The organism is Bradyrhizobium sp. Ken51 (assembly GCF_055807435.1).
On record NZ_JBVVPB010000002.1, the window covers coordinates 631611 to 657802 of the forward strand.

At 64.5% G+C, this 26192-nt stretch carries 27 protein-coding genes; 13 read left to right on the top strand and 14 right to left on the bottom strand.

Translation table 11 applies throughout. The features are described 5' to 3' along the window. Positions 1 to 109: 109 nt before the first annotated feature. The 3 genes from AC0L27_RS06685 to AC0L27_RS06695 all read right to left on the bottom strand — a co-directional run bounded on the left by AC0L27_RS06685 (position 110) and on the right by AC0L27_RS06695 (position 3705). Positions 110 to 1867, bottom strand: a complete 1758-nt coding sequence (locus AC0L27_RS06685) for an NAD+ synthase (RefSeq protein ID WP_354254177.1) — start codon at positions 1865 to 1867, stop codon at positions 110 to 112. A gap of 91 nt (positions 1868 to 1958) precedes the next feature. Further along, on the bottom strand, positions 1959 to 2312 hold the full coding sequence (locus AC0L27_RS06690) for a diacylglycerol kinase (protein ID WP_275167439.1): 354 nt from the start codon (positions 2310 to 2312) through the stop codon (positions 1959 to 1961). A gap of 4 nt (positions 2313 to 2316) precedes the next feature. After that, entirely contained in the window at positions 2317 to 3705 is a 1389-nt protein-coding gene (locus AC0L27_RS06695; protein WP_354204316.1) for a class II 3-deoxy-7-phosphoheptulonate synthase, read from the bottom strand. Positions 3706 to 3885: 180 nt separating this feature from the next. On the opposite strand from AC0L27_RS06695, the gene AC0L27_RS06700 reads away from it, so the two are divergent. After that, positions 3886 to 4782, top strand: coding sequence for an alpha/beta hydrolase family protein (locus tag AC0L27_RS06700; RefSeq protein ID WP_354204318.1), 897 nt, complete (start codon positions 3886 to 3888; stop codon positions 4780 to 4782). Positions 4783 to 4789: 7 nt separating this feature from the next. Here the strand turns inward: AC0L27_RS06700 and AC0L27_RS06705 are convergent, their stop codons facing one another. Both AC0L27_RS06705 and AC0L27_RS06710 read right to left on the bottom strand, forming a co-directional pair. Further along, positions 4790 to 5053, bottom strand: a complete 264-nt coding sequence (locus AC0L27_RS06705) for a hypothetical protein (RefSeq protein ID WP_354204319.1) — start codon at positions 5051 to 5053, stop codon at positions 4790 to 4792. Positions 5054 to 5235: 182 nt separating this feature from the next. Continuing rightward, a complete protein-coding gene (locus AC0L27_RS06710; RefSeq protein WP_354204577.1) occupies positions 5236 to 6720 on the bottom strand; it encodes an aldehyde dehydrogenase family protein in 1485 nt (494 codons plus the stop codon). Positions 6721 to 6833: 113 nt separating this feature from the next. On the opposite strand from AC0L27_RS06710, the gene AC0L27_RS06715 reads away from it, so the two are divergent. After that, on the top strand, positions 6834 to 7916 hold the full coding sequence (locus AC0L27_RS06715) for a substrate-binding domain-containing protein (RefSeq protein WP_354204320.1): 1083 nt from the start codon (positions 6834 to 6836) through the stop codon (positions 7914 to 7916). A gap of 32 nt (positions 7917 to 7948) precedes the next feature. On the opposite strand, the gene AC0L27_RS06720 is transcribed toward AC0L27_RS06715, so the two are convergent. Then, a complete protein-coding gene (locus AC0L27_RS06720) occupies positions 7949 to 8524 on the bottom strand; it encodes a hypothetical protein (protein WP_354204321.1) in 576 nt (191 codons plus the stop codon). Between the two features lie 158 nt (positions 8525 to 8682). On the opposite strand from AC0L27_RS06720, the gene AC0L27_RS06725 reads away from it, so the two are divergent. Next, positions 8683 to 9621 carry a LysR family transcriptional regulator gene (locus AC0L27_RS06725; RefSeq protein WP_354204323.1) on the top strand — a complete coding sequence of 313 codons (939 nt, stop codon included), beginning with the start codon at positions 8683 to 8685 and terminating at the stop codon, positions 9619 to 9621. Between the two features lie 22 nt (positions 9622 to 9643). Here the strand turns inward: AC0L27_RS06725 and AC0L27_RS06730 are convergent, their stop codons facing one another. The 5 genes from AC0L27_RS06730 to AC0L27_RS06750 form a co-directional block, all read right to left on the bottom strand. Then, complete coding sequence (locus tag AC0L27_RS06730) at positions 9644 to 10228, bottom strand: TIGR00645 family protein (protein ID WP_007608795.1); 585 nt, start codon at positions 10226 to 10228, stop codon at positions 9644 to 9646. A 31-nt stretch (positions 10229 to 10259) separates the two neighbouring features. After that, a complete protein-coding gene (locus AC0L27_RS06735; protein ID WP_063992876.1) occupies positions 10260 to 10895 on the bottom strand; it encodes a TerC family protein in 636 nt (211 codons plus the stop codon). Next, complete coding sequence (locus AC0L27_RS06740) at positions 10892 to 11254, bottom strand: hypothetical protein (protein ID WP_275167444.1); 363 nt, start codon at positions 11252 to 11254, stop codon at positions 10892 to 10894. The genes AC0L27_RS06735 and AC0L27_RS06740 overlap by 4 nt, the downstream gene beginning before the upstream one ends. Before the next feature lie 2 nt (positions 11255 to 11256). Further along, entirely contained in the window at positions 11257 to 11730 is a 474-nt protein-coding gene (locus AC0L27_RS06745) for a tellurite resistance TerB family protein (RefSeq protein ID WP_275167445.1), read from the bottom strand. 436 nt (positions 11731 to 12166) lie between these two features. Continuing rightward, entirely contained in the window at positions 12167 to 12547 is a 381-nt protein-coding gene (locus AC0L27_RS06750; protein ID WP_354204327.1) for a nuclear transport factor 2 family protein, read from the bottom strand. Between the two features lie 168 nt (positions 12548 to 12715). Between AC0L27_RS06750 and AC0L27_RS06755 the strand changes: the two genes are divergently transcribed. The 7 genes from AC0L27_RS06755 to AC0L27_RS06785 all read left to right on the top strand — a co-directional run bounded on the left by AC0L27_RS06755 (position 12716) and on the right by AC0L27_RS06785 (position 20705). Next, the gene (locus AC0L27_RS06755) at positions 12716 to 14473 is read left to right on the top strand and encodes an MOSC domain-containing protein (RefSeq protein WP_473318157.1); all 1758 of its coding nucleotides are present in this window, start codon (positions 12716 to 12718) and stop codon (positions 14471 to 14473) included. Positions 14474 to 14645: 172 nt separating this feature from the next. Continuing rightward, on the top strand, positions 14646 to 16112 hold the full coding sequence (gene pdxR / locus AC0L27_RS06760) for a MocR-like pyridoxine biosynthesis transcription factor PdxR (RefSeq protein WP_354204331.1): 1467 nt from the start codon (positions 14646 to 14648) through the stop codon (positions 16110 to 16112). Positions 16113 to 16186: 74 nt separating this feature from the next. Beyond that, the gene (locus AC0L27_RS06765; protein WP_354204333.1) at positions 16187 to 16813 is read left to right on the top strand and encodes an FMN-binding negative transcriptional regulator; all 627 of its coding nucleotides are present in this window, start codon (positions 16187 to 16189) and stop codon (positions 16811 to 16813) included. A 91-nt stretch (positions 16814 to 16904) separates the two neighbouring features. Next, the gene (locus tag AC0L27_RS06770) at positions 16905 to 17732 is read left to right on the top strand and encodes a class II glutamine amidotransferase (RefSeq protein ID WP_354204335.1); all 828 of its coding nucleotides are present in this window, start codon (positions 16905 to 16907) and stop codon (positions 17730 to 17732) included. Between the two features lie 21 nt (positions 17733 to 17753). Beyond that, complete coding sequence (locus AC0L27_RS06775) at positions 17754 to 18980, top strand: carboxylate-amine ligase (RefSeq protein ID WP_473318158.1); 1227 nt, start codon at positions 17754 to 17756, stop codon at positions 18978 to 18980. A gap of 63 nt (positions 18981 to 19043) precedes the next feature. Further along, entirely contained in the window at positions 19044 to 19229 is a 186-nt protein-coding gene (locus tag AC0L27_RS06780) for a hypothetical protein (protein ID WP_275167452.1), read from the top strand. Positions 19230 to 19565: 336 nt separating this feature from the next. Next, on the top strand, positions 19566 to 20705 hold the full coding sequence (locus AC0L27_RS06785) for a hypothetical protein (RefSeq protein ID WP_354254170.1): 1140 nt from the start codon (positions 19566 to 19568) through the stop codon (positions 20703 to 20705). Between the two features lie 5 nt (positions 20706 to 20710). On the opposite strand, the gene gor is transcribed toward AC0L27_RS06785, so the two are convergent. From gor to rpiA, 3 genes are read right to left on the bottom strand one after another with little or no spacing between them, the layout of a single operon-like run. Continuing rightward, positions 20711 to 22099, bottom strand: a complete 1389-nt coding sequence (gene gor, locus AC0L27_RS06790; RefSeq protein WP_275167454.1) for a glutathione-disulfide reductase — start codon at positions 22097 to 22099, stop codon at positions 20711 to 20713. A gap of 55 nt (positions 22100 to 22154) precedes the next feature. Next, positions 22155 to 22673 carry a DUF2059 domain-containing protein gene (locus AC0L27_RS06795; protein WP_354055678.1) on the bottom strand — a complete coding sequence of 173 codons (519 nt, stop codon included), beginning with the start codon at positions 22671 to 22673 and terminating at the stop codon, positions 22155 to 22157. Positions 22674 to 22675: 2 nt separating this feature from the next. Then, complete coding sequence (rpiA, locus tag AC0L27_RS06800; RefSeq protein ID WP_354055680.1) at positions 22676 to 23389, bottom strand: ribose-5-phosphate isomerase RpiA; 714 nt, start codon at positions 23387 to 23389, stop codon at positions 22676 to 22678. 176 nt (positions 23390 to 23565) lie between these two features. On the opposite strand from rpiA, the gene AC0L27_RS06805 reads away from it, so the two are divergent. From AC0L27_RS06805 to moaA, 3 genes are all read left to right on the top strand, one after another. After that, positions 23566 to 24255, top strand: a complete 690-nt coding sequence (locus tag AC0L27_RS06805) for an HAD-IA family hydrolase (RefSeq protein WP_354204342.1) — start codon at positions 23566 to 23568, stop codon at positions 24253 to 24255. Between the two features lie 136 nt (positions 24256 to 24391). Further along, a complete protein-coding gene (locus tag AC0L27_RS06810) occupies positions 24392 to 24886 on the top strand; it encodes a hypothetical protein (RefSeq protein WP_354204344.1) in 495 nt (164 codons plus the stop codon). A 110-nt stretch (positions 24887 to 24996) separates the two neighbouring features. Beyond that, entirely contained in the window at positions 24997 to 26031 is a 1035-nt protein-coding gene (gene moaA, locus AC0L27_RS06815) for a GTP 3',8-cyclase MoaA (protein ID WP_354254166.1), read from the top strand. Positions 26032 to 26192 lie beyond the last annotated feature (161 nt).

A 26192-nucleotide genomic window follows, 5' to 3' on the forward strand; every position in this document is an offset into this window, starting at 1 on the left:
TCACTTGGGTTTCGACAACGCCCGCCGCGGCGTACTGGATCATCCGCCTTCGCGGATGATGACGGCGTCGTACGTGGCGACAGCGTCCATCCACGAACTTCGGCCAGCCTCACCCTTCGAACGCGTCGATCGAGGCTTTGCTCCCGCGCGATACCAGCGTCTCGTCCGGGGCGGCGAGCTGCTCGCCTTTGTCGCGAAAACGGTTGGTGATGGGATAGCGGCGGTCGCGGCCGAAATTCCTGGCCGTGACCTTGACGCCGGGGGCAGCCTGGCGGCGCTTGTATTCGGCGACATTGAGGAGACGATCGATGCGGATGACCGTCTCGCGGTCGAAGCCGGCGGCGATGATCTGGTCGAGCGGCTCTTCGCGCTCGATGAGACGCTCCAGGATGGCATCGAGCACGTCGTAAGCCGGCAACGAATCCTGGTCGGTCTGGTTCTCGCGCAGCTCCGCGGTCGGTGGACGCGTGATGATGTCAGGCGGGATCACCTCACCGGCCGGCCCCAGCGCCCCCTCGGGTTTCCACGAATTGCGCAAGCTTGCCAGCCGAAACACCTGCGTCTTGTAGATGTCCTTGATCGGATTGAAGCCGCCGTTCATGTCGCCGTAGAGCGTGGCGTAGCCGACCGACATTTCCGACTTGTTGCCGGTTGTCACCACCATCAGTCCGGTCTTGTTGGAGATCGCCATCAGCAGCGTGCCACGGGTGCGGGCCTGGAGATTTTCCTCGGTGACATCGGGCGGCAGATTCTTGAAGACGCCGGACAGGATGGTCTCGAACCCATTCACCGCCTCCGCGATCGGCAGCACCTCGTAGCGGATGCCGAAATGGCCGGCGAGCTCGCCGGCGTCCGCAATCGAGCTTGCCGCGGTGTAGCGATAAGGCAGCATCACGCCATGCACCTGATCGGCACCGAGCGCATCGACCGCAATCGCTGCGCACAGCGCGGAGTCGATGCCGCCGGAAATCCCGAGCAGCACACCGGGAAAGCCATTCTTGGCGACGTAGTCGCGCAGACCCAGCACGCAGGCCGCGTAGTCGGCGTGGTCGCCCTCGGGCTGCGCGGCGATCGGACCGGTGCAACGCCAATCGTCGCCGCTTCTCGCGAAGCGCAGTGTGGTAATACTTTCCGCGAACGCCGGCAATTGCGCCGCGAGCGAAAGGTCGCCGTTGAGCGCGAAGGAAGCACCGTCGAACACCAGCTCGTCCTGGCCGCACACCTGGTTGAGATAGACCAGCGGCAAGCCGCTCTCGGTGACGCGCGCGACCGCGACCGACAAACGCACGTCGGCCTTGTTGCGGGCGTAAGGAGATCCGTTCGGCACAAGGATGATCTCGGCGCCAGTCTCGGCCAGCGTCTCGACCACGTTCTCGTAGTCCTCGGACTCCTCCAGCCAGATGTCCTCGCAGATCGGCACACCGATACGCACGCCGCGGACGGTGACGGGGCCGGCCGCGGGGCCGCGCGAAAACAGCCGCTTCTCGTCGAACACGCCGTAGTTCGGCAGATTGCATTTGAAGCGCAAGCCAGCGATACGGCCGCCATCGAGCAACGCGCAGGCATTGTAGAGCCTGCCCTCCTCGACCCAAGGCGTGCCGACCAGCATGGCCGGCCCGCCATCGGCGGTCTCGCGCGCCAGCGCTTCGATCGCAGCGCGGCAGGCGGCCTGAAACGAAGGCTTCTGCACCAGATCTTCCGGCGGGTAACCGGCGATGAACAATTCCGGAAACAGCACGAGATCGGCGCCGTCGGCGGCTGCCTGCACGCGCGCTGCGCGCGCTTTCGCGGCATTGCCGTCGATGTCGCCCATGGTCGGATTGAGCTGGGCGAGCGTGACCGCGAATGCGTTGAGACGTTCGGTCATGGCGCTCCGATCAGAGCATGATCCGGAAAAGTGTGAAGCGGTTTTCCGAAAAGATCATGCCCAAAAAACAGTCTAAAGCGCGATACGCGCTTTAGAGAAATCCCAAACGCTCGATGATGGCGATGATCCAGAACGCGCCGGCCATCAGGAGCGCAATACCGACCGCGGCCGAGCCCATGTCCTTGACCCGTCCGATCTGCTTGTCGTGATCCATGGTCAGCCGGTCGGCAAGCTTCTCGATCGCAGTATTGAGCAGCTCGACCACCAGCACGAACGCGACCGCGCAGATCAGCTCGACCGCGCGCATCGCGGTCGCGCCGACGAACCATGCGAGCGGCAGCGACAACAGGAGCGCAACGATCTCCTCGCGGACGGCCTGCTCCGAGCGGAACGCAAAGGCCAGACCGTTACGGGAATTGATCGTGGCCTTCCAGATTCGCAGCAAGGTCTTAGAGCCCCGCTGCGGCCGGCATCGGCCTGACCTTGCCTGCGCGTTCCTGCTTGAGCAGTTCTGCGACCAGGAAAGCCATGTCGATGGATTGCTCGGCGTTGAGCCGGGGATCACAGACCGTGTGATAGCGGTCGTTGAGATCCTCGTCGGTGATCGCGCGGGCGCCGCCGAGGCACTCGGTGACGTCCTGACCGGTCATCTCCAGATGCACGCCGCCGGCATGGGTGCCTTCCGCGGCGTGGATCGCGAAGAACGACTTCACCTCGGACAGGATGCGGTCGAAAGGCCGCGTCTTGTAGCCTGACGTCGAGGTGATGGTGTTGCCGTGCATGGGATCGCACGACCAGACAACCACCTTGCCCTCGCGCTTCACGGCGCGGATCATGTTCGGCAGGTGCTCGCCGATCTTGTCGGAGCCGAAGCGGCCGATCAGCGTCAGCCGGCCCGGTTCGTTGTCGGGATTGAGCACGTCGATCAGCTTCAGCAGCTCGTCGGGCTTGAGCGACGGGCCGCACTTGAGCCCGATCGGATTCTTGATGCCGCGGAAATATTCGATATGGCCGTGGTCGAGCTGGCGGGTGCGGTCGCCGATCCAGATCATGTGCCCCGAGGTCGCGTACCAGTCGCCGGTGGTGGAATCGACGCGGGTCATGGCCTGCTCGTAGCCGAGCAGCAGGGCCTCGTGGCTGGTGTAGAAATCAGTGGCGCGCAGCTCGGGGTGCGCCTCGAGATCGAGGCCGCAGGCGCGCATGAAATTGAGCGCATCGGAGATGCGATCGGCCAATTCCTTGTAGCGGCGGGACTGCGGACTATCCTTGAGGAAGCCGAGCATCCACTGATGCACGCTGCCGAGATTGGCGTAGCCGCCGGTCGCGAACGCACGCAACAAATTCAGCGTCGCGGCCGACTGGCGATAGGCCATCAGCTGGCGCTGCGGATCGGGGACGCGCGCTTGCTTGGTGAAGGCGATGTCGTTGACGATGTCGCCGCGATAGCTCGGCAGCTCGACACCGTCGATCTTCTCGGTCGACGAGGACCGGGGTTTTGCGAACTGGCCGGCGACGCGCCCGACCTTCACCACCGGGACGGCGCCGGCATAAGTCAGCACCACCGCCATCTGGAGCAACACGCGAAAGAAGTCGCGGATGTTATTGGCGCCGTGCTCGGCAAAACTCTCGGCGCAGTCGCCGCCCTGCAGCAGGAAGGCCTCACCGGCCGCGACCCGAGCCAGCGCCTTCTTCAGATTGCGCGCCTCGCCCGCGAACACCAGCGGCGGAAAGGTCGCAAGCTGCGCCTCGACGTCGGCCAGGGCCTTGGCGTCGGGATAATCGGGCACCTGTAGCACCGGCTTGCTGCGCCAGGACTCGGGCGTCCACCGCTCGGACATCGCAATCTCTCCGTAAAGCAAAAAGCACAACCTGATCTGTGGGTTGCGAGGGTCGCCTTATACACAGGCTGGCCACCGGCCGCCAGTTGTAAATCCGTCTGGCACTGCAAAGCCTTGCGGGGAAAGCCAAATTCGCATTTGCTGGGAAACGGCTCGGAACTGGCAAGATACCTTCGGCCCATGGACATGGCACTGGACGACGTTTTCATCGACGAGATCAGCTTCCCGGCGACCGACGGGTATGCGCTGAGCGGTACGCTATTCTTGCCCCGCGGCACCAAACGTCATGCCGTGTTGGTCAATTCGGCGACCGCCGTCCCGCGAAAAATCTATCGCGGCTTTGCCTCCTATCTCGCCCATCGCGGCTGCGCGGTCCTGACCTACGACTATCGCGGCATCGGCGACTCCCGGCTGCCGGCGATGGTCGGCTACAACCAGCCGAAATCGCTGGTCGGCTTCAAGGCCTCGATGTCGGACTGGGCCGCGCTCGACGTCAGCGCCGCGGTGCACTGGATGCGCGAGCGCTACAATACCCTGCCCTTGGCCTATGTCGGTCACTCCTTTGGCGGCCAGGCGCTCGGGCTGATCGCCAACAACACGGAGATTTCGCGCGCCGCGTTCGTGGCCTCGCAGGCGGCGACCTGGCGGCTGATGACGTCGCCGGAAAAATACCGCGTCTTCGCCTTCATGAATTTTGTCGGCGTGCCGCTCGTCCACGCGCTCGGTTACGCGCCGGGCTGGGCCGGCATCGGTGAGGATCTGCCCAAGGGCGTCTTCCTGCAATGGGCCGAGTGGGTCTCGAGCCCCCGTTATCTCTTCGATTCAAAGCTGCCGGCGCTGGAGAATTTCGCCAAGTTCAAGGGCGAGCTGCGCACACTCTGCTTCTCCGACGATCCCTGGGCGACGCGGCCGGCGGTCGAGCTGCTCGCGCGCGGATTCACCGCGATCAAGCCGGAGGTAATCAACGTGAAGCCGTCCGACGTCGGCGCCAAGGCGATCGGCCATTTTGGCTTCTTCCGCCCCGACCATCGCGACACATTGTGGCGCAGCGTCGCGGAGTGGATCCAGGGAGAGTAGACGGCGCTTACCGGATGATCGTTGTCAGCGACGAGTAGCGCTTGTTCGGCTTGGCTTCGCCCGGTGCGAATTGCGCAAAGGCGTCGCTGACGCGGACGGCCGGCGGCGTGTCGCCGGCGAAACGAAACTCCTTCGGCCGCGGCGCGTAGAAGCTGGCGCTGTAATAGGCTTCGTCGAAGCGTGCCTCGCCGATCCCGAACATTGCGTCGCACGCGAACAGAAGTGCGTACACTCCCGCGATCGCGACGACGACCTCCCTGAGAACTGACATGCTGATGCCCTACCCTGTTGCAGGCAGAATGCACGCCGGTTCCAAAGCCGGGGTTTAAGGCCGCATAGTTCTTGTTCGCAGGGTTTGCCGCCGCTGAGCGGAATGCAGACAATTTTATCGATCTCGAAAAAAAGAGCCCGCCTGTAGTCAGGCGGGCTCCAGGCTTTGCCGCTCGGGAGGTATCAAACGGCCAGATTCATCCAGACAGCCTTTGGCTCGGTGAAATTGTCGAGCGCGGCGGTGCCGTGCTCGCGGCCGAGGCCGGAGTCGCGCTCGCCGCCCCAGGGCAGCCGCACGTCGGTATAGCCATAGGTGTTCATCCAGACCGTGCCCGCGCGCGCCCGCTTGGCGAAGCGCTGCAGCCTGCCGATGTCGCGGCTCCAGACGCCGGCGGCGAGGCTGTAAGCCGTGCCGTTGGCAATCCGCAAAGCGTCGGCCTCGTCCTTGAACTTGATGACGCTGACGACGGGGCCAAAGATCTCCTCCTGCGAGATCCGCATCTCGTGCGCGACATTCGCGAACACCGCGGGGCTGATGAAGTAGCCGCGATCGCCGACCTTCTCACCACCGGTGACGAGGGTCGCACCCTCCTTGCGGCCGATCTCGACATAGTCGAGGACCGACTTCATCTGCTTCTCGGATATGACCGGGCCGAGCGTCGTCTTGCGGTCGAGCGGGTCGCCGATCCTGAGCGACTTTGCGCGCGCCGCCAGTCGTTCGACGACCTCGTCATAGGCCTTCTCCTGCACCAGCACGCGCGAGCCGGCCGAGCAGACCTGGCCGGCATTGAAGAAGATGCCGGAAGCCGCAGCTTTCGATGCGGCTTCGAGATCGGCATCGTCGAAAATGACGTTGGCCGACTTGCCGCCCAGCTCAAGCGAGACGCGCTTGAAATTGCTTGCGGCGCCCTTCATGATTCCCCGCCCCACACCGGGAGAGCCGGTGAAGGTGACCTTGTCGACGTCGGGGTGATTGACCAGCGCGTCGCCTACGACGCGGCCGGGGCCAGTGACCACGTTGAAGACGCCCGCCGGCAGGCCGGCTTCGAGCGCGAGCTCGGCGATGCGCAGCGCCGACAGCGAGGTCAGCTCGGCCGGCTTCATCACGATGGTGCAGCCGCAGGCCAGCGCCGGCGCGAGCTTCCACATCCCGATCATCAGCGGGAAATTCCAGGGCACGATCGCCGCGACCACGCCGACCGGTTCGCGCACGGTGTAAGTCAGGGCATCATCGCGCACGGGCACGACGTCGCCGCTGATCTTGTCGGCCCAACCGGCGTAGTAGATCAGCGTGTCGACGGCGGCCGGAAAATCCTGCCGCGATGTCGCGGCGATCGGCTTGCCCGCATCGATCGACTCGAGTTCGATGATCTCCTCGGCGTGAGCCTTCAGCAGCTCAGCCCAGCGCAGCAGGATCTGGCCGCGTTCGGACGCCCGCATCGTGCGCCATGGGCCTTCGAAAGCCCGGCGCGCGGCGGCGACCGCATGCTCCACATCGGCCTCGTTGCCTTCGGCGACGACGGCGATGACCTGCCCGGTGGCCGGATTGAGCGACTTGAAGGTGCGACCGGAGCTTGCGGGGATGCGGCGGCCGTCGATCAGCAGATGCTGTGGCCGGGACATGAACTCGGTGGCCGGCGAGTGTGCAAAGTCATATGCAACAGACATCATATTTCCTCCCGTTCTGGTATACCAGACTAGGCGCCTATGGACTGGAGTAAATATGATATGAATTGCAAATGGATCGCCGTCATATGAAGTTTAGTTCATAAGGAGGACCAATGCTTCAGATCGAGATCGAGGCCGTCTGGCGGTTTCGCCGCGAGGGCAATCCGCGCACCGCCATCGTCATGCTCGGGGTCCTCAACGAGATCAGGAGAACCGGGAAGATCACCAGCGCAGCCAAGGACGCGCACCTCTCCTATCGCCACGTCTGGAATCTGATCGAGCAATGGTCGGAGTTCTTCGGCACGCCGCTGGTGGAAACCCAGCGCGGCAAGGGCTCAAAGCTCACACCGTTCGGCGAGCGGCTGGTGTGGGCGGGCGAGCGCATGCAGGCCCGCCTCGGACTTCAGCTCGAAAATCTGGCGCAGGAGCTGGCGAACGAGATCAAGCCGTTCCTCGAGCAGCGCCCGTCGGTGATCCGCGTGCATGCCAGCCACGGTTTTGCGGTCGCAAAACTGCGCGAATTCCTCGACCGCGAGCCCGGCATCGGCGTCGATCTCCGCTATGTCAGCAACCAGCATTCGCTGGTCTCGCTGGCGCAGGGTGCCTGCGATCTCTCCGGCCTGCATCTGCCACACGGCGCGCTGCGCGCCCAGGGCATCAAGGCTGCGCGCGAATGGCTGGATCCGCGCGAGGATCGCATCATCAGCTTCGTCACGCGCGAAATGGGATTGATGGTCGCGCGCGGCAATCCACTGCGCATCGCATCGCTCGATGATCTCACCGGACCAAAAGTCCGCTTCGTCAACCGCGACCACGATTCCGGCACGCGGCTTCTGTTCGACCAACTGCTCGCGGCAAGCGGAATTGACGAGAGCCGCATCAACGGCGCGCAGCAGATCGAGTTCACCCACGCCGCGGTTGCAGCCTATGTCGCGAGCGGCATGGCCGATGCGAGTTTCGGCGTCGAAGCCGCCGCCCGGCATTTCGGGCTCGATTTCATCCGGCTCCTCACCGAGGATTATTTCTTCGTCTGCAAGCGCGCGTTCCTGGACACCGGGCCGATGCGACGCATCCTGGAGATCATCCGCAGCGCCGATTTTCGCGCGGCCGTCGCCACCCTGCCGGGTTATGTGCCGTCGGACACCGGCACCGTCACCGGCGTGAAGGCGTTTCTGGAGATGCACGCCGTGCGATGATGCCGGAGGATTCCATCGCCTGTCCGCGCCGGTCAGATCGCCGGCTCGTCCTTCAGCGCCGACATGACCTGCTCGCCCTGGGCGGTCAGGCGATACGTCACCAGCGGACGGCTCGACGGAGGCTTTCGCGCGAGCTCGACGATGTAGCCGCGCACCATCAGGGCTTCGAAGCTGCCGTAATAGCCGAACATGCTGATCTGGTTCTGCCTGAGCAGCTTGAACTCGCGCAAAAGACGTATCTCGTTGCCCGACAGCAGCGACCGGCGCACGCGCTGAACGAACCGCGCGCGCTGCTCGAACCAGGCCTGGTCCGGCAGTTCGTGCGAGGCTGGTGCCGGGGCCCGTTCGCAGGGACGCGCGTCCTGCGCAATTTCGACCGTCACCTGCGGCAAGCAGGGCATGCTGCTGCTGACAACCGCGTCCTTCGCGACGTCAAGCAACGCGAGCGGCCAGCGCCGCTTGTTGTCCACCATGACCGGCGGTGGCACGACGCTGTCGCGCACCAGCTGCTCGAAGCGTCCGGCGGTCACGCCGACATAGGCAGCCGCGCGACGGCGATCGACCAGACGCGTGTCCGGCGCGACCTCGCAAACAATGTTCTCGTCCACCCCGGATCCCCTCGCGCCTCGTTGCGCATGGCATGACGGTCCGGCGGGGCCGGCCAAGCCGGCGGCGAACCTAGGTGGGAGAAGCGCGCTCGAAAAGCAGAGAATTTCGTACATGTTGATGCCGTTTCGGCAACAGCTATAGTCCAGCCGGGGGTCCCATGCGCTTTCACTCACCGGCCATCCAGTACTTCCACGCCGTCCGCCGCACCGGTTCGATCCGGGCCGCCGCGCGCCTGCTGAACGTTGCCTCCTCGGCCGTAAGCCGCCAGATTCTCAAGCTTGAACAGGAGGTTGGATCACCGTTGTTCGAGCGCAATGCGCGCGGCCTGACGCTGACGACGGTCGGCGAGATGTTGGCCCGGCATGTCATGAACGTGCTCCAGGATCTCGACCGCTTCCGCTCGGACGTCGCGTCCCTGTCGGGGACTTGGCACGGCACCGTCAGCATTGCCTGCATCGAGTCGCTCACGGAGTCGGTGCTGCCGGACCTGATCGCCTCACATCGCGGCCGGGCCCGGCGCGTCAGTTTCACCACCGAGGTGAAGGGATCGTCGGATGTGCTGGAGGCTTTGAGCCGCGGCGAGGCCGACATCGGCATCGCCATGGCGCTGCGGCATCCGCCGGACCTGCGCCAGGTCGCCTTGAAACGGTTTCGCCTGGGTGCTGTCGTCGCGCGCGAGCATCCCCTGGCGCGCGGCAAGACGGTCACGCTGACCCAATGTCTCGCCTTTCCCGTCATCCACGCGCTGCCGGAGCTGTCGATCTATCATCTGCTCCAGCCGCTGATCGCGCAGCTGTCCGAGACGCCGGAGCCTGCGATCCAGGCCAACTCGATCGACCTGATGCGCGAGCTCGCCGCGCGCGGCGTCGGCGTCGCCTTCCAGACCCAGCTCGGCATCGGCCGGCTGTCACGCGACAGCCGGCTCGTCTTCCTGCCGCTCGACAATGCCGGCAGCCCGGTCTGGTCCGACCTCGGCATCTACGTTCGCGCCGAGCGCACCCTGCCCGCCTACACGGAATCCTTCCTGCAAGAGCTGGTGCGCGAATTGGGCGAGCGCGAGCGGCAGGAAAACGCGGCCTACCCGCAGATCGCCTGATCAGGCGCCGCCGGTCGAGTGCTCAGCCGTGGCCGGCTCCCTTGCGCTGGCCGCTCTCGCTGAGGCGGTCGACCCAGGCGATGCCAATGGCGGAGATGATGAAGGTCAGATGGATCAGCACCTGCCACATCACGCCGCTCTCGGTGAAATTGCTACGCGTCGTGCCGAGATTGCCCGCCTCGATGAAGGTCCTGAGCAGCGAGATCGAGGAGATGCCGATAATCGCCATCGCAAGCTTGATCTTGAGCACGCTGGCGTTGACATGGCTGAGCCATTCCGGCTCGTCCGGATGACCGCTGAGGTTCAGTCGCGAGACGAAGGTCTCGTAACCGCCGACGATCACCATCACCAGCAGGTTCGAGATCATCACGACGTCGATCAGCCCGAGCACGACCAGCATGATCTGTTGCTCGCTGGCGTCGAACGAGTGCACGACCAGGTGCCAGAGCTCCTTCAGGAACAGCAGCACATAGACGGCCTGCGCAACGATCAGGCCGACATAAAGCGGAACTTGCAGCCAGCGCGAGCCAAAGATGAGTTGGGCGAACGCGCCGATTTGCGGCGCCGGCACGGAAACCGCCGAAGGTGCTTTGGGTTCGGACGTCATTGATCACTCCGGATGATAGACAGACGTTGCCTCAGAGACTCGCGATCACAGGCGCGAGCTCGAGCGACCCGCGATAGATCATCTCGAAGGCGACGTAAACGATGATGGCGAGGCCGACATAGCCGATCCAGCGCTGCTTCTGGAGCACGCGGCCGAGCAAATCGGCGGCGACGCCCATGAGCGCGACCGACAATAACAGGCCGAAGGCGAGGATGTAGGGATGCTCGCGCGCAGCGCCCGCGACCGCGAGCACGTTGTCGAGCGACATCGAGACGTCGGCGGCGACGATCTGCACGGCCGCCTGTCTGAAGGTCTTGCGGGAGGCAGGAGCAGCGCTGCTGCCGCCGTGGCTGAACGCGAACTCGTTCGCATGCGCGGACTGCTCGCGCAGCTCCCGCCACATCTTCCAGCATACCCAGAGCAGCAGCACGCCACCGGCGAGCAATAGCCCGATCACTTGCAGAAGCTGGGTCGCGACGCCGGCAAAGACGATGCGCAGGGCGGTGGCGGCGATGATGCCGACGACGATTGCGCGCCGCCGCTGCTCGGCCGGCAGGCCCGCTGCGGCAAGGCCAATGACGACGGCATTGTCGCCGGCGAGCACGAGGTCGATCAGGACGACCTGAAACAGCGCGGTCAGCGCTTCGGTTGTGATGAATTCAGTCATGATTGGTCATTTTTCGGTGCGGACGAATCGAGCCAGTGCGGCTTCTTCCGCTCGACCCAATCCAAAACCTTGGCGCGCGAGGATCGCAGCGCGGGCACGTCTTCAGCGAGCAAAGCCAGGCCGAGCGGGAGCATCCAGACGCCGAGCACCGGCAGGAAGGAGAGCACGCCGCCGACAATGAGCAGCGCGCCCGAGGGAATTCTCACCCAGCGGCTGGACGGCTTGAGCAGATAGGTGACGGTGTCGCCCATGCGCGGCGGCAGGCGAAGGACAAGCTTGTCGAGGCGCGGGTCGCCGCCGGCCATCTGGCCGGTAGCGCCCGCAGTCCCTGTCTTATCCTCGTCCGAAACTGCGCTCATGCTTATTCCTCGGCGGCGATGCGCTGATCGGCACGCACTGCACCCGGCGCCACCTGCTTTGCGCGCGGCAGCACCAGCGTCAGCAAGCGCAACAGCTTGATCGCCTGCACTTCATGGGGATGCACGTCCTCGTCCGCGGCCGCGACGCGCTCCGACAGTTCCATCAAATGAGCCGACAGCGGCAGGTCCGAAACCGGACGCAAATTGTCGATCACCACATTGGCGAAATCCGGTTCTTCGAGACGTTCGGCAAGCTCGTCGAACATCGCGTAGAGCCGGTCGTCAGACATGTGCGGTGCCAGCTTGCGATCCCGGATGAAACGGACGACCTCGTCGCGTTCGACCGGCGAAACTTGCCGGTCGGCTACCGCAACCAGCGCGCCGACGATCACCAGCGCTACCGCAGCCTGCTCGTTCAGGCTGGACGGCTCCGTGATCTCGATTTCGATCGGATTTGAATGCTTGGCGTCGGACATCGTTGCTCCCGTATCTTGCGAAATGACCGCACGGGGCTGCGATGGGGACGATTGGGTCGGAGAGACTCTCAAGAAGGCCCGACGATCGGCCGATCCATCGCATTCGCGCGGGACAGGTCATCCGACATCGCGAGGTTTTGCCGACAATGTCGACTTCCTCGCCAGAGGGGCCCGGATTCTTGTTCCTTTCACACATAAAGGTGGGGCCGTCGGAATCAAGGCGCCGCGACTGCGACCAGCCGCCGCATCGGTTCCGTGTTGCCACGTTGGCTAAGCAGTTCTGCGTGCTCCGCACCTGCGATCATGTCTTTTGCTGTCATCGCCCGCGCAGGCGGGCGATCCAGTACTCCGAGACGTCCGTAGTTTGTCGAGAAGCCGCAGCGTACTGGATTCCCCGCCTGCGCGGGGAATGACAGCGGAGTGCGGAGCGCTCAGCCTACCCCGTCCGCTCGACAAGATTCGCCCGCGAGGGCGACGGCTCGAACCTATCGCCGAAATATTGCGTCTCGTGCGCCACCAGGCCGTCGCGGAATTCCATGATGCTCACGACGTAAGACGGCACAGTGTCATAGGTCAGCACGAACTCGCTCACCCAGAGATCGTTAGCGCCGACGATTCGCCGAACCGTGAAGCGCTTCTTGTTCGGCTGCACGAACCGGCTCTGCTGGATGTTGCTGCGACCGCGGATCCGCTCGCCGGACTGCGGATAGTCGAGCACCGCGTCCTCGCGATAGATGTCGTGCTCGGCCTCGAAATCGTTCGCATCCGAAGCGATCCAATGGCGCTGAAGCGCGGCCAGCTTGCCCTGATCATCCATCGTGATCTCCCGTTGTCCCGACTGCGTCCTCGTTACGCCATTTCAGATTGGCGCGCAGGGAGCCGGTGACAAGACTTGCTCGCAACCTCTAACAACGACTAACGAGCCAAAAAGGCCCTCCGGATGCAAGGATGATGGCAGAGCCGCGCAGTGATTGGGGAACCCGCAATGGCACGTCTGCTTTCGGTCAATGTCGGTCTGCCGCGTGACGTCGCCTGGCAGGGTCGGACCGTCCACACCGGCATCTGGAAGGCGCAGGTCACAGGCCCGCGCAGGGTGCGCCGGCTCAACATCGATGGCGACGGCCAGGGTGATACGGACGGTCATGGCGGCGAACATCGTGCCGTATTCGTCTATCAGGACGAATCCTATCGGTACTGGCAGGAGCATCTGGGTCGATCGAACCTCGTTCATGGCCAGTTCGGTGAGAACTTTACGGTTGAGGGCCTCGCCGACACCAACGTGTGCATCGGAGACCGCTACAGGATCGGCTCCGCGCTGTTCGAAGTGACGCAACCGCGCGTCACCTGCTACCGGCTCGGCATTCGCATGGACGAGCCGGACATGGCCGCGCTGCTCGTCAGGCACGGCCGGCCCGGGTTCTATTTCCGTGTGATCGAGGAAGGCGACGTCGAAGCCGGCGACGAGATCACGCAGATCGCCGTGGGACCCGAGCGCATGAGCGTGTTCGAGATCAATGCGCTGCTTTACACGCCGCCGCATCCGCGCGAACGCCTGGAGCGCGCGCTGCGGATTCCCGCGCTGAGCCGCGGCTGGCAGCGTTCCTTCGAGGCGCTGCTCCAGCAGCAGAAGGACAACAAGACCGCGGGAAACGCCGGGCTTGGGCCGGCGTCGAGCCCAGCTCCGGCCTGGCGCGGATTCCGCTCCTTTCGCGTGGCGGGCAAGATCGCGGAAAGCGGTAACGTGACGTCGCTGATCCTCGAACCTGCCGACGGACATCCCGTGGCGACCGCGCTGCCCGGTCAATACGTCGTCATCAGGCTCGAGCCTTCCGCTGCGCAGGCGATGACGCGCAGCTATTCGCTGTCGAGCGGCTCCGATGCAACGTCCTATCGCATCAGCATCAAGCGCGAAGCGCACGGCGCCGCCAGCCGCTACATCGCCGACGAGCTGCTGGCCGGCGCTGCCGTGCAGCTCGGTGCGCCGCGCGGCAGTTTCACGCTTCGACCAGGGGCCCGGCCCGTCGTCCTGCTGAGCGCCGGCATCGGCGTCACCCCGGTGCTCGCAATGCTCCACGCGCTCGCGGCGGAAGCGACGACGCGGGACGTGTGGTGGCTGCATGGCGCCCGCAACGGCCGCGAACAGGCGTTCGCCGCCGAGGCGCGCGAATTGCTAAGTGGGCTCTCTCATCACCGTAGCCACGTCTGCTACAGCGCGCCTGACCCGGGCGATCGTCTCAATGTGGAGTTCGATACAGCCGGACATCTCGACGCACGCCTGCTCCAGAGTCTGAGCGTGCCGCGTGACGGCGATTTCTATCTGTGCGGACCGGCAGCTTTCATGAGCGATCTGAAAGCTGGCCTCACCACGTTAGGCATCGCACCGGATCGCATCCACACCGAATTGTTTGGCGCCGGACCATCCTTGACGCCCGGCATAGCGTCCTCCCCGCAGAAGCGAGCGCATGCGCCGGTCGGCGCCCCCGGCCCCGGCCCGATGGTTTCGTTCGCCCGCAGCGGCCTCAACGTGTGCTGGGGACCGGCCTACGCCAGCCTGCTGGAGCTGGCCGAAGCCTGCGATGTCCCCGTGCGCTGGTCGTGCCGGACCGGCGTCTGCCATAATTGCGAGAGCGGATTGATCGCGGGGACGGTCGACTATGCGCCGGATCCGCTCGATCCGCCGGCGGACGGCAATGTCCTGATCTGCTGCTCATGCCCCCGCAACGACGTCGTGATTGATCTATAAAAGTGGAGACCTGTTATGCGAGGTGGCGCCCCGGCCTCCTTGCGTTGTGGGACCAGGGCCGCAAGGAGCATTTTCATCCCTACGGCAAGGCTTACGTCGAAACTCTCGGCGAACGGGATTAGAACCACATTCCGACATGGTCCGCTCGGGCGAATGCCGGCTTGGAATGTGGATGATCCAGATGAAGACCAAACCCGCCCCCCGTGCCGACCGCATGGGCGCGCGCCAGATCTACGAGGCCCTGAGAGATCAGATCGTGGCGCAGGTGTACGGGACCAACGGGTTGCTGCCGTCCTCCCGCGCGCTGGCCGGCGAGATGGGCGTGGCGCGCTCGACCGTCACGGTCGCCTACGAACAGCTCGCCGCCGAAGGCTTCATCGAGACACGCCATGGTGCGCGGCCGCGTGTGGCCCGCGCCGTCGTCGAACGGGGACGCACGCGCGTAGTGTCGCAGCCATCGGCGCGGAAGGTGCGGCTGTCTGCGTTCGGTGAGCGATTGCTTCAGGACCCGCCGCGCTGGACCGAGCCGCCGCGCGGGCTCGTCGCGAACTTCCGCTATGGCGAGCTCGCGCCGTCGGATTTCCCGGTGCTGGCATGGAAGAAGGCCGTGACTGCCGCGATGGCGCGCAAGCCCGAGCGGCTGGCCTATGACGATCCCAGCGGCGCGCTGCGGCTGCGGACCGCGCTTCAGGGCTATCTGTGGCGGTCGCGCAGCGTCCGCTGCGAGGTCGATCAGATCGTCGTCGTGAACGGCTCGCAGCAGGGCCTCGACATCTGCGCCCGCCTGCTGCTCGACGCCGACGACCGCTTCGTGATGGAGGATCCCGGCTATCAGATGGCGCGGCATACTTTCGCAGCGACGGGCGCCGAGACAATCCCGATCCCGGTCGACGCGGATGGACTGGAGACCACGCGGCTCGATGGCGTCGAAGCCCGCCTCGCCTATGTCACGCCGTCGCACCAATATCCGCTCGGCGGCGTCATGCCGATCGGACGCCGGCACCAATTGCTCGCCTGGGCCAGGGCAAACGACGCCTACGTGATCGAGGACGATTACGACAGCGAGTATCGCTACGACACCAAGCCGATCCCGCCGCTGCATACGCTGGAGGGCGGCGACAACGTAATCTATCTCGGCACCGTCTCCAAGACGCTCTCCCCCACCTTGCGGATCGGCTATCTGGTGGTGCCCACCGCCCTGCGATCCTTGTTCGCCGCCGCTAAGCAGATCATGGACCGGCACACGCCGCTGATCGAACAGGACGCTCTCGCGTCGATGCTCGAAAGCGGAGCCTATGACGGCCACATCAGGCGCGTGCGCCGGCGCAACGCCGAACGCCAGCGGGCGCTGCTCGACGCGCTTCGCCGCCGGTTCGGGGATCGCGTCCGGATCGAGGGCACGGCCGCCGGCCTGCACATCGTGGCGTGGTTCGATAACCTGCCGCAGAAGCGAGAGGACGCGTTGATCAAGGCGGCCCATGCAAAGGGCGTCGGCATCTATCCCGTCTCGGCACTGTTCGTCGGACCTCGCCGACCGCGGAAGACAGTCGGCCTCGTCATGGGCTATTCGGCGCTGGAGGTCGCACAGATCGAGCGCGGCTGCAGGATTCTTGCACAGGCCGTCGCCGAACTGGACTGATCAAACAGACGATAACTGGCAGTTTCTTATAAGCCAGATTCCGGCTATCTCCAGATCAACACCGGAGATAGACCATGTACATCCCTCCCGCCTTCAAAGACGACATCGAGAGCATCCGGGCGACCATTCGCGGCGCCCGGCTCGCCAGTCTGGTCACGGCCACCAGCGAAGGCCCGGTCGCCACGCCGCTGCCGCTCTTTCTCGACGAGAGCGAAGGCGAGCACGGCGTGCTGTACGGACATGTGGCGAAAGCCAACCTGCAATGGAAACTGCCGCCGATCGGAGATGCGCTGGCAATCTTCAGCGGTCCCGACGCCTATGTGACGCCGTCCTGGTACGCGACCAAGCAGGAGACCGAAAAGGTCGTGCCGACCTGGAACTACGTCGCGGTCCATGCTTACGGCCCGGTTGAATTCTTCCAGGAGCCTGAGCGCCTGCTCGATGCCGTGACGCGGCTCACGAACAGGCATGAAGGATCACGCGCCAAGCCGTGGGCCGTTACTGATGCCCCCGAAGATTTTATCGCAGCGCAGCTGCGCGGAATCGTCGGCGTGCGCATTCCCGTCGTGCGGTTCGAAGGCAAGCGCAAGATGAGCCAGAACCGTCCCGAGGCCGACCGTGTCGGCGTCGCACAAGGTCTCGCAGCAAGCGAGAGCGCACACGATCGGGAAGTCGCGCCGTTGATTCCGGTTCCGGTGTAGTGACCATTTGGTTCCCGACACTCGCGTCGGGAACCATCGTCCTGTCAGGTTCGTTGATACATTTCAGCAAGCATCTCCTGACAGGATTCCTATGTGCCGCTGGATCGCATACCGGGGCGAGACGACGTCCTTCGAACCCTACGTCACCGAGCCCGAGCATTCGCTGATTGCGCAAAGCATCCGCTCGCTTCAGTCGACGGCCGGCTCGAATGGCGACGGCTTTGGTCTCGGCTGGTACGGCGAGCATCCGGAGCCTGGTCTTTATCGTGAAACACGCCCCGCCTGGTCGGACGAGAATCTCCGCTACCTCTGCCGCCATCTGCGCTCGCATCTGTTCTTTGCCCATGTGCGCGCCGCCACCGGCACCGCGGTGACGCGGCAGAACTGTCATCCCTTCGCCTGCGGCCAGTGGATGTTCATGCACAATGGTTTCGTCGGAAGCTGGAACCGCCTGCGGCGCAAGGTCGAGGCGCTGATCCCCGATGCCTACTACCCCTCACGGACAGGCACGACCGATTCGGAAGCTGTCTTTCTCGCCATGATGGGCGCGGGACTCGACGCCGATCCGCTCGGCGCAACGCGTCGCGTGCTTCAGGCCCTCGTCGGCCTCGTCAACGAAGGCGAGCTTCGTGAGCGGCTACGCTTCACCAGCGCCATCGCCAACGGCCGGGATCTCTATGCCTTTCGGGTTGCGGTCAACGATGCCGCCAACACGCTGTATTTCCGCGAGGCTGGCGGCCAGGTCATCGTCGTCTCCGAGCCGTTCGACAAGGAAACGGACTGGACGGAAGTACCCGCGAATCACGCACTGGTCGCACGTGCGTCCGAAAGCGCGAGAATTGTTCCGTTCGACCTTGCAATTTCCAGTGGGGCCGACGCGGAACCCGCCCCCGCCAGAAGGATTATCGCCCGCAGGTAAATACCTTGGCCGGGCGGCACGATGACATTGGCGTCAGACGTCTTGAAACTGCTGCGACTCGATTCCTCCGAGGACAGGCAGCACCTCGTCATTCGCTCGGCCGGCGGACGCGGCAAGGCCGAGGAATATTCGTTCGGCCTCGAGGAGGAATACTTCCTCGCCGATCGCCGCAGCCTGGAGGTCGCGATCCAGACCCCGAATGAGCTTTTCGAATCTGCGAACTGGTCGACAGGCGGTCAGGCGATGCGGGAGATGTTGCAGTCCCAGCTCGTGGTCGCCACCAACGTTCATGTCGACGTCGCCGATGCGCGCGAAGAGCTTCGCTTCCTGCGTCGCGAAGTCGCGAACGTCGCGGCACAATACGGTTTCGTGATCATGGCCTGCGGCACGCATCCGACCGCGGTGTGGCGCATGTCGCAGCCGAGCCCGAAGCCGCGCTACGAGGAGATGATCGAAGATCTGCGCAGCATCGGCCACCGCAACCTGATGTGCGGCATGCATGTGCACGTCCAACTGCCCGATCCGGAAAAGCGCATGGCGGTGATGCGAGCGATGCTGCCGCAGCTGCCGCTGTTCATTGCCCTATCTGCCTCCTCTCCGTTCTGGAATTCACACAAGACCGGACTGAAGGGCTACCGGCTCGCCGCCTATTCCGAGCTGCCGCGCACCGGCCTGCCCGAATTGTTCGAGAGCAGGCGGGACTACGACGAGTATGTCGGCGCGTTGCAGCGCTCCGGCGTGATCCCCGATGAAAGCCACATCTGGTGGGCCATGCGCCCTTCCATGAAGCACCCGACCCTCGAGCTGCGTGCGCCCGATACCTGCACCTTCGTCGACGACGCCGTTGCCATTGCCTCGCTCTATCGCTGCCTGACGCGCTATCTCTACCTGCGGCCCCATCTGTCGAAAGAGGTCACCGCGGTCGAACGCGCGATTGCGGTGGAGAACAAATGGCGCGCCCAGCGCTACGGCACCGATTGCATCTTTGCCTCCAAGGACGGGCCGGTCGAGATCTCCGAGCTGCTCTCCCGCGTGATCGAGGACATCGCCGAAGACGCCGCTGCGCTGAACTGCGCCGCCGAGGTCGAACACTGCCGCACCATCGTGGAACGAGGCAGCTCGGCTGAATTCCAGCTTCGCGCCTTCCGCGACAATGCGGAGGACATCGCCGCCGTGTCGCGCTGGATCGCAGAGGCGACGATCGCGGGGACGAGCACCCCGGCCGCAGGCGTCGCCGCGCCCTCATAGCGTCCGCGCAAGCTTCGGGAGCGACAATGTCGGTCTTGAATCCGGAAGGTCGCGGAGAGAACCATGAATCGCGTCAAATGTTGCGCCGGCTGCGGCCATGGTCTCATTCCGATGCTCTCTGCCAAAGGGCTCGCGGAGCTCAGCTGCCTGTGGTGCGAGCTCATCGAGGCGCGTGCAGTGGACATGGCGAAGTGGGCTGACAGCCCATACGGCAAGCCCGAGCGGATCGTCCGTCGATCTTTCGAATGAACGGCTTCAGACACCCGGACGCCGACTTCTCCTGATCGGCACGGCTGCACGTCCGCGCCAGAATGCCGACAAATTAGACAAGACACCTCTCGTCGCCGGGTTTGCAGACGGGGCGAACATGGCCATGCAGGCTGACGAAGCTTGTCATCTAACCTCAGGTGCAACCTCGATTTTTCTTCGCGTGGCGGCGGGTGGCAAAGCCTCGGTGCCGCGCGGCGCCTCGACTGGCCCAAAATTCGCAGGGCAGCATCAGGCCTGATCCCCTGCTCACCCGATTGGAGCAGCAAGATGCGTGCGCCGAGAGACCGGGTGAGCGGCCCAGAATCGGAGAATGCCATGAACGTGCATGCCGCCGGCGATCTCAAAATCACCGGCCTCACCCGCCCGGACGGCGCGCCCCTTCGCCTCAACGCTCAGGATTTCGTGGCGATCGACCGCGACCGGAATGCGAAGTTCGAGGCGACGTACCGGCCGCAAGCCCTCTACAATCGCGCCAACGAGGGTTTCCACGCCAACAACGAAACCTTCTTGCTGCACGAAGTCGCGACCAATCTGCCGATCTATCTGCCCGACACCGGTCCGACAGATTTCCATCTTCATCTGCCGCCGGGCGGCTTTCAGCTCGTGTTGGTCACCTCGGGCGCGTTCACCTTCGACTATGACGGACGCTTCTACAATGTCGGCCCCGGCGCGGTGATGCTGCAAAGCGCGATCGTGCACCGCCAGCTGTTCTACACCTGGTCCGGATTGTCGACCGAAGAGAATTTGAAGACGCCACAAACGGTGGCGCCGGATCCGATTTCCATGGGCTATTCCGGCAAATTCCTCGAAGCCTTCATCACCGATCCGACGACCTTTCCAAATCCGACCATTGTCGGCCCGGATCAGATCAGCGAAGACGAGACGCCACGGGTGGCATGGAGCCACTCCCTGCATGATCGCCCTGCGGACGCAGGCTTTTGGCTTCAGGACCCGCTGGCGCTGGATGCGCTGTTCAAGCCGCTCACCGACAACCCGGTCAAATCATCCATGCCGGTCTATGTGCGCGACATCGGCATCGAAGTGCCGAGCGGCCATCTCGTCACCGGCCACATCATCGCAACCGATCCGCGCGGCCAATCGCTCTTGCCCAAGAGCACGTCGGCAGCAGCGGACGCCGCCTGTTTCGCCAAGGGTGAGGTCGTGATCTACCGCGTCATCCGCGGGACGGCCGAATTCAGGAACAAGACTGGCGAGACCTTTGAGCTCGCGGCCGGCGACGTGGTGACGGCAGGCAAGAACGCCACAAGCCTCGTCGGCGTGGGTGAGAACACCCAGGTCCTTCGGCTCGGCCTTCTCAAAGGCATGAACGACCTCCGCAGCTGGACGCCGACGCAACGCGACGAGATCGACGGCCTCGCCGGTCAGATCATCACGCAGAGGGACATCCGTCCTCTGCGGACCGAGGGCAAGCCGGTGGGCTACCTCTACGGCTGAGCGGGCTACTCCGCCGCCTGGCGGACGTGGCGTGCGGTCGGGGTGCGCATGGTGACGAGCTCTTCGGCCGCGGTCGGATGCAGCGCGATCGTCGCGTCGAAATCGGCCTTGGTCGCCTTCATCTTCACCGCAATCGCGACCGCCTGCGTGATCTCCGCCGCGGCATCGCCGACGATGTGACAGCCGAGCACGCGGTCGGTTGAACCGTCGACGACGAGCTTCATCAACACGCGGGTATCGCGGCCCGACATTGTCGCCTTGATGGGGCGGAACGTGGTCTTGTAGATGTCGACATGGCTGAATTGCGCCCGGGCCTCGGTCTCGGTGAGGCCGACGGTGCCGACCTCCGGCTGCGAGAACACGGCGGTCGGGATGTTGGCGTGATCCACCTGCACCTCGCGCTTGCCGAACACGGTGTCGGCGAACGCATGGCCCTCGCGGATCGCGACCGGCGTCAGGTTGAAGCGATGGGTGACGTCGCCGATCGCATAGATGCTGTCGACCGAACTCTTCGAGAAATGATCGACCGCGATACCGCCGTTCCGCGGGTTGATGGCGACGCCGGCCTTCTCCAGGCCGAGATTGGCCACCGCCGGATGGCGGCCGATCGCGAACATCACCTGGTCGGAGGCGAGGCTCGATCCGTTCGACAGATGCGTGGTGAATTCTTCGCCGTGCCGATCGACCTTCGCCACCGTGCAGCCGGTGAGGATGGTGATGCCCTGCTTCTCCATCTCGGCGCGGACGTGGGCGCGAACGTCCTCGTCAAAGCCGCGAAGAATGTTGTCGCCGCGATAGATCACTGTGACGTCGGAGCCGAAGCCGGCGAAGATGCCGGCGAACTCCAGCGCGATGTAGCCGCCGCCCTGGATCACGATCCGCTTCGGCAGCTTCGTCAGGTGAAACGCCTCGTTGGAGGAGATCACGTGCTCGATGCCGGGAATCGGAGCGCCGTGATTGGGCGCGCCGCCGGTGGCGATCAAAATGTATTTTGCGGTGATCTTCCGGTCGTTCTCGAGCAGGCGAACGGTGTGCTTGTCCTCGATCACCGCGCGGCTCTTGACGATTTGCGCGCCCGACTTTTCGACATTGGCGGTGTAAGCCGCCTCCAGACGCGCGATCTCCTTGTCCTTGTTGGCGATCAGCGTCGGCCAGTCGAAGGTCGCAGGTGGAACGGTCCAGCCGAAACCGGCGGCGTCCTCGATCTCATGGCGGAAATGCGAGCCGATGACGAACAGCTTCTTCGGCACGCAGCCGCGGATCACGCAGGTCCCGCCCATGCGGTACTCTTCCGCGATCATCACGCGGGCGCCGTAACCGGCCGCGATGCGGGCGGCACGCACGCCGCCCGAACCGCCACCGATGACAAAGAGGTCGACGTCGAATTCAGCCATTGTCCACTCCGACCTCTTTCAGAACATGATCCGGATTCTGATCAGATAGGGACTGTCATATCTCCTTGCCACGCTTGCGCATCTCGGCGCGGAAGTTGCCCATCACGGTCTCGGAGAAGTTCTGGGCCCAGGAGTTCATGAAGGCCATGCTCAGCCCGATGGCGCGCGGCTCGGCCTCGATCAGCTTCTTGCCCAGCGGCGACTTGTAGAAGGTGACGAGATCCTTCAACTCCTGCTCGGTGAACTCGCTGGCATAGACCTGCGCCATGCCTTCGCCGATTTCGCTCTCGCGGCCCTTGAGCTGCTGGGCGACGACCTGGGCGACCTCGGTGAGGTCCTTCTGGTAGTTGAGGTTCTGCTGGATCAGCGCGATCTTGGTCTTCTCGACCAGGCCGGGCACGGCGTTCGCGTACATCGCACTGGCGTTCTTGATCGCCAGGATTTCCTTGGCGGCCGCGATGGCCGCCGGCGACGATTTCGGCGCCGCTGGCTGCTGGGCCCCGGCCGGGGCGACCGAGAGAGCCAGTCCCACAGCGAGGGTCGCGACGGGCAACAATTTCCAAACGCTCTTCATTCCTAGTCTCCCTTCGGCTTTCGCCGTTCAATCACGCGAATTCCCTCGCCACCCGCCAAAACAGCCGAGCTGGCCAAGCCGATGAACAAACCATGCTCGACGACGCCGGGGATCGCGCTCAACGCCGTGGCGAGGCGGGCGGGATCCTCAATCTTTTCGAGCTGGGCATCGACGATCCAGTGGCCGCCATCAGTGACGAAAACGTGGCCGTCCTTGCCGTTGCGGACCGCCATCTGCCCGGAAACGCCGCATTCCGCAAACGCCTTCTCGATCGCGCGTCGCGTTGCGCCTAGCCCGAACGGAATAACTTCGACCGGCAGCGGAAAGCGGCCGAGTGTCGGCACCCATTTGGTGTCGTCGGCAATCACGATCATGCGATCCGAGGCGGCCGCCACGATCTTCTCGCGCAACAGCGCTCCGCCGCCGCCCTTGATCAGATTGAGCTCGGGATCGATCTCGTCGGCGCCGTCGATTGTGATGTCGAGATGGTCGATCTCGTCCAGCGTGGTCAGCGGCACGCCGCAGCGGATTGCATCGAGGCGCGTCGCCTCGGAGGTCGGCACGCCGATCACTTTCAGTCCGGCGCGGACCCGCTCGCCGAGCAGCTCGACGAAGTGTTTCGCGGTCGAGCCGGTGCCGAGCCCGAGCTGCATGCCGTCTCGGACGTCCTCGAGGGCGCGCGCCGCAGCCTGCCGCTTCAATTGGTCCATGTTCACGTTTGCGCCGTCCCTGAATGACGAGTGTGCTGCCGGATAGGCTTGCGGCGGCCTGTGTAGCCTCGTTTTCCCTCGGAGAACAGGGTCTGGGGGAACAGGCCTCCGGGCCCACCTTATAAGGTGATCTTATGGCTTCGGCCCTTGCGCGGGCGGGGCCGGGCCGGTAGCGCTGGACCATGACCCCCTCCCACACCATCGTCTTCGATCTCGACGGCACGCTTGTGGATACGGCGCCCGACCTGATCACCGCGCTCAATTACGTGCTCGACCGCGAAGGGCTACCGCCCGTGCCGATGGCCTCGGCCCGCAATATGATCGGCGCCGGCGCCCGCAAGCTGATCGAGCGGGGGCTGGAGGCCGAGGGCCGCAGCGTCACGGTTGCCGACATGGACCGTATGACGGCCGATTTCATCGCCTATTACGCCGACAATATCGCCGTCGAATCCCGCCCCTTCGAGGGGCTGGAGGCCGCACTCGACCATTTTGCGGCCCAGGGCCATCGCCTCGCGGTCTGCACCAACAAGCTGGAATGGCTGTCGAAGCGCCTGCTGGACCAGCTCGACCTGAGCCGGCGCTTCGCCGCGATCTGCGGCGCCGACACTTTTGGCGTCCAAAAGCCCGATCCGACCATTTTCCGCGAAACGGTGGCGCGGGCCGGCGGCGAGGTCAAAGCCAGCATCATGGTCGGCGACGCCGGACCCGATGTCGGCGTGGCCCGGCGCGCCGGAGTTCCCGTCATCGGGGTGAGCTTCGGCTATACGGACGTGCCGATCGCCGAGCTGAAGCCGGACCGGCTGATCCATCACATGCGCGACCTGCCGGCCGCCGCCAGCAGCCTGATGACTGCGCACGCAGATCTCAAGTAATTGACATCGCTTGGTTATTCCGCGGAATCCCGCGTTAACCATCTGCTAACTATGCGCGGCCCGCCGGTTGCTCGTTCGGAACGACGCTCCTAAGTTCGTCCGGGGATGTGGCGGTTCGTCGCACTAGGTGGATGTCATGCGTCGTGTCATCTCGTTTGCGTTAGCTGGAATAAGTGTCCTCGGGGCAACAAGCCTTGCCGGCTGCTCCTCGATATCTTCGGTTTCCTGGGACATGTTCAAATCGGCCCCGCCGACCGTCCAGGTCCGGCTCGAATCCAATCCCCCGGGTGCGGACGCCACGACCTCACTCGGAGCGGGCTGCAAGACCCCCTGCTCCGTGTCGGTTCCCGCCCCCGACGCCCCCTTCACGGTCGCTTTCGCGCTGCCAAAACACCAGCCGGTAAGCGTGCCGGTGAACGTCATCAGGAATCCCGGCGACTTCACGACGCCCGCCTCGGTCACCACCGACCCCAACCCGGTTTTCGCGGAGCTCCAGCCGGCCATTCCGCCAAAACCGGTGCGCAAGCCGCACCGGCCGAAGAAGCCGAAACCGGCGGCGCCCGCCGCTGCCCCTGGTGCTGCACCGGCTGCGGGCTCGCCGTTCCCCGATCCAAACACGGGCAAGCGCTGACCTCCGTCATCCCCCCAATTGTCTCTGACGCGTTCGATGCTTAGATTGCTTCCAGGACACCGCTGAAGCAAAAGCTGCTCGCGTTGCCGCAAGTGACAAGGCATTTTGGTATGAACGGACTTTCCGCGAGCCCCCGCACCGCGCTGTCGAGCGCGATGACCGATCCGTTCGGACGGACCATCTCGTATTTGCGCGTCTCCGTCACCGACCGCTGCGACCTGCGCTGCTTCTACTGCATGTCAGAAGACATGACGTTCCTGCCTAAGGCGGATCTGCTGACACTGGAGGAACTCGATCGGTTGTGCTCGGCCTTCATCGCCAAGGGCGTGAAGAAGCTGCGGCTCACCGGCGGCGAACCGCTGGTCCGCCGCAACGTGATGACGCTGGTGCGCTCGCTGTCGCGGCATCTCAAGAGCGGCGCGTTGAGCGAACTGACGCTGACCACCAACGGCACCCAGCTTGCGAAACACGCAAGCGAGCTCGCCGATTGCGGCGTCCGCCGCATCAACATCTCGCTCGACACGCTCGACCCGCAGAAGTTTCGCGAGATCACCCGCTGGGGCGAGATCGACAAGGTGCTGGAAGGCATCGAGGCGGCACGCGCTGCGGGCCTCGCGGTCAAGATCAATGCCGTTGCGCTGAAGAACCTCAACGAGGACGAACTTCCCGACCTGATGCGCTGGGCCCACGGCAAGGGCATGGGGCTGACGCTGATCGAGGTCATGCCGATGGGCGAGATCGGATCGGGACGAATCGATCAATACCTGCCGCTGTCGCTGGTGCGCGCGCGCCTCGCCCAGCAGTTCACGCTGATGGATCTGGCCGAGAGCACCGGCGGGCCGGCGCGCTATGTCAGCGTCGCCGAGACCGGCGGCAAACTCGGCTTCATCACCCCGATGACCCATAATTTCTGCGAATCCTGCAACCGCGTGCGTGTCACCTGCACGGGAACGTTGCACACCTGCCTCGGCCACGAGGATGCCTCCGATTTGCGCAAACCTCTGCGTGCATCGGACGACGATTCGCTGCTTGCGGATGCGATCGACCGGGCCATTGGGCTGAAGCCGAAGGGGCACGATTTCATCATCGATCGCCGCCACGACCGCCCCAGCGTCAGCAGGCACATGAGCGTCACCGGCGGCTAGCGCCGGCTGCCCGGCCGCGGCTTATTCCCCTTAACTATCAACAAACTTCCGATTGACTGGCGGCAAACTCGCTGGTTTGGTGCGGCTGCCTCATGCCTGCGCGGCGAGACAAGCCAACGCGCCACTCGGCGCAGTCAAGACGGCCGGGGCAAATCGGGGAG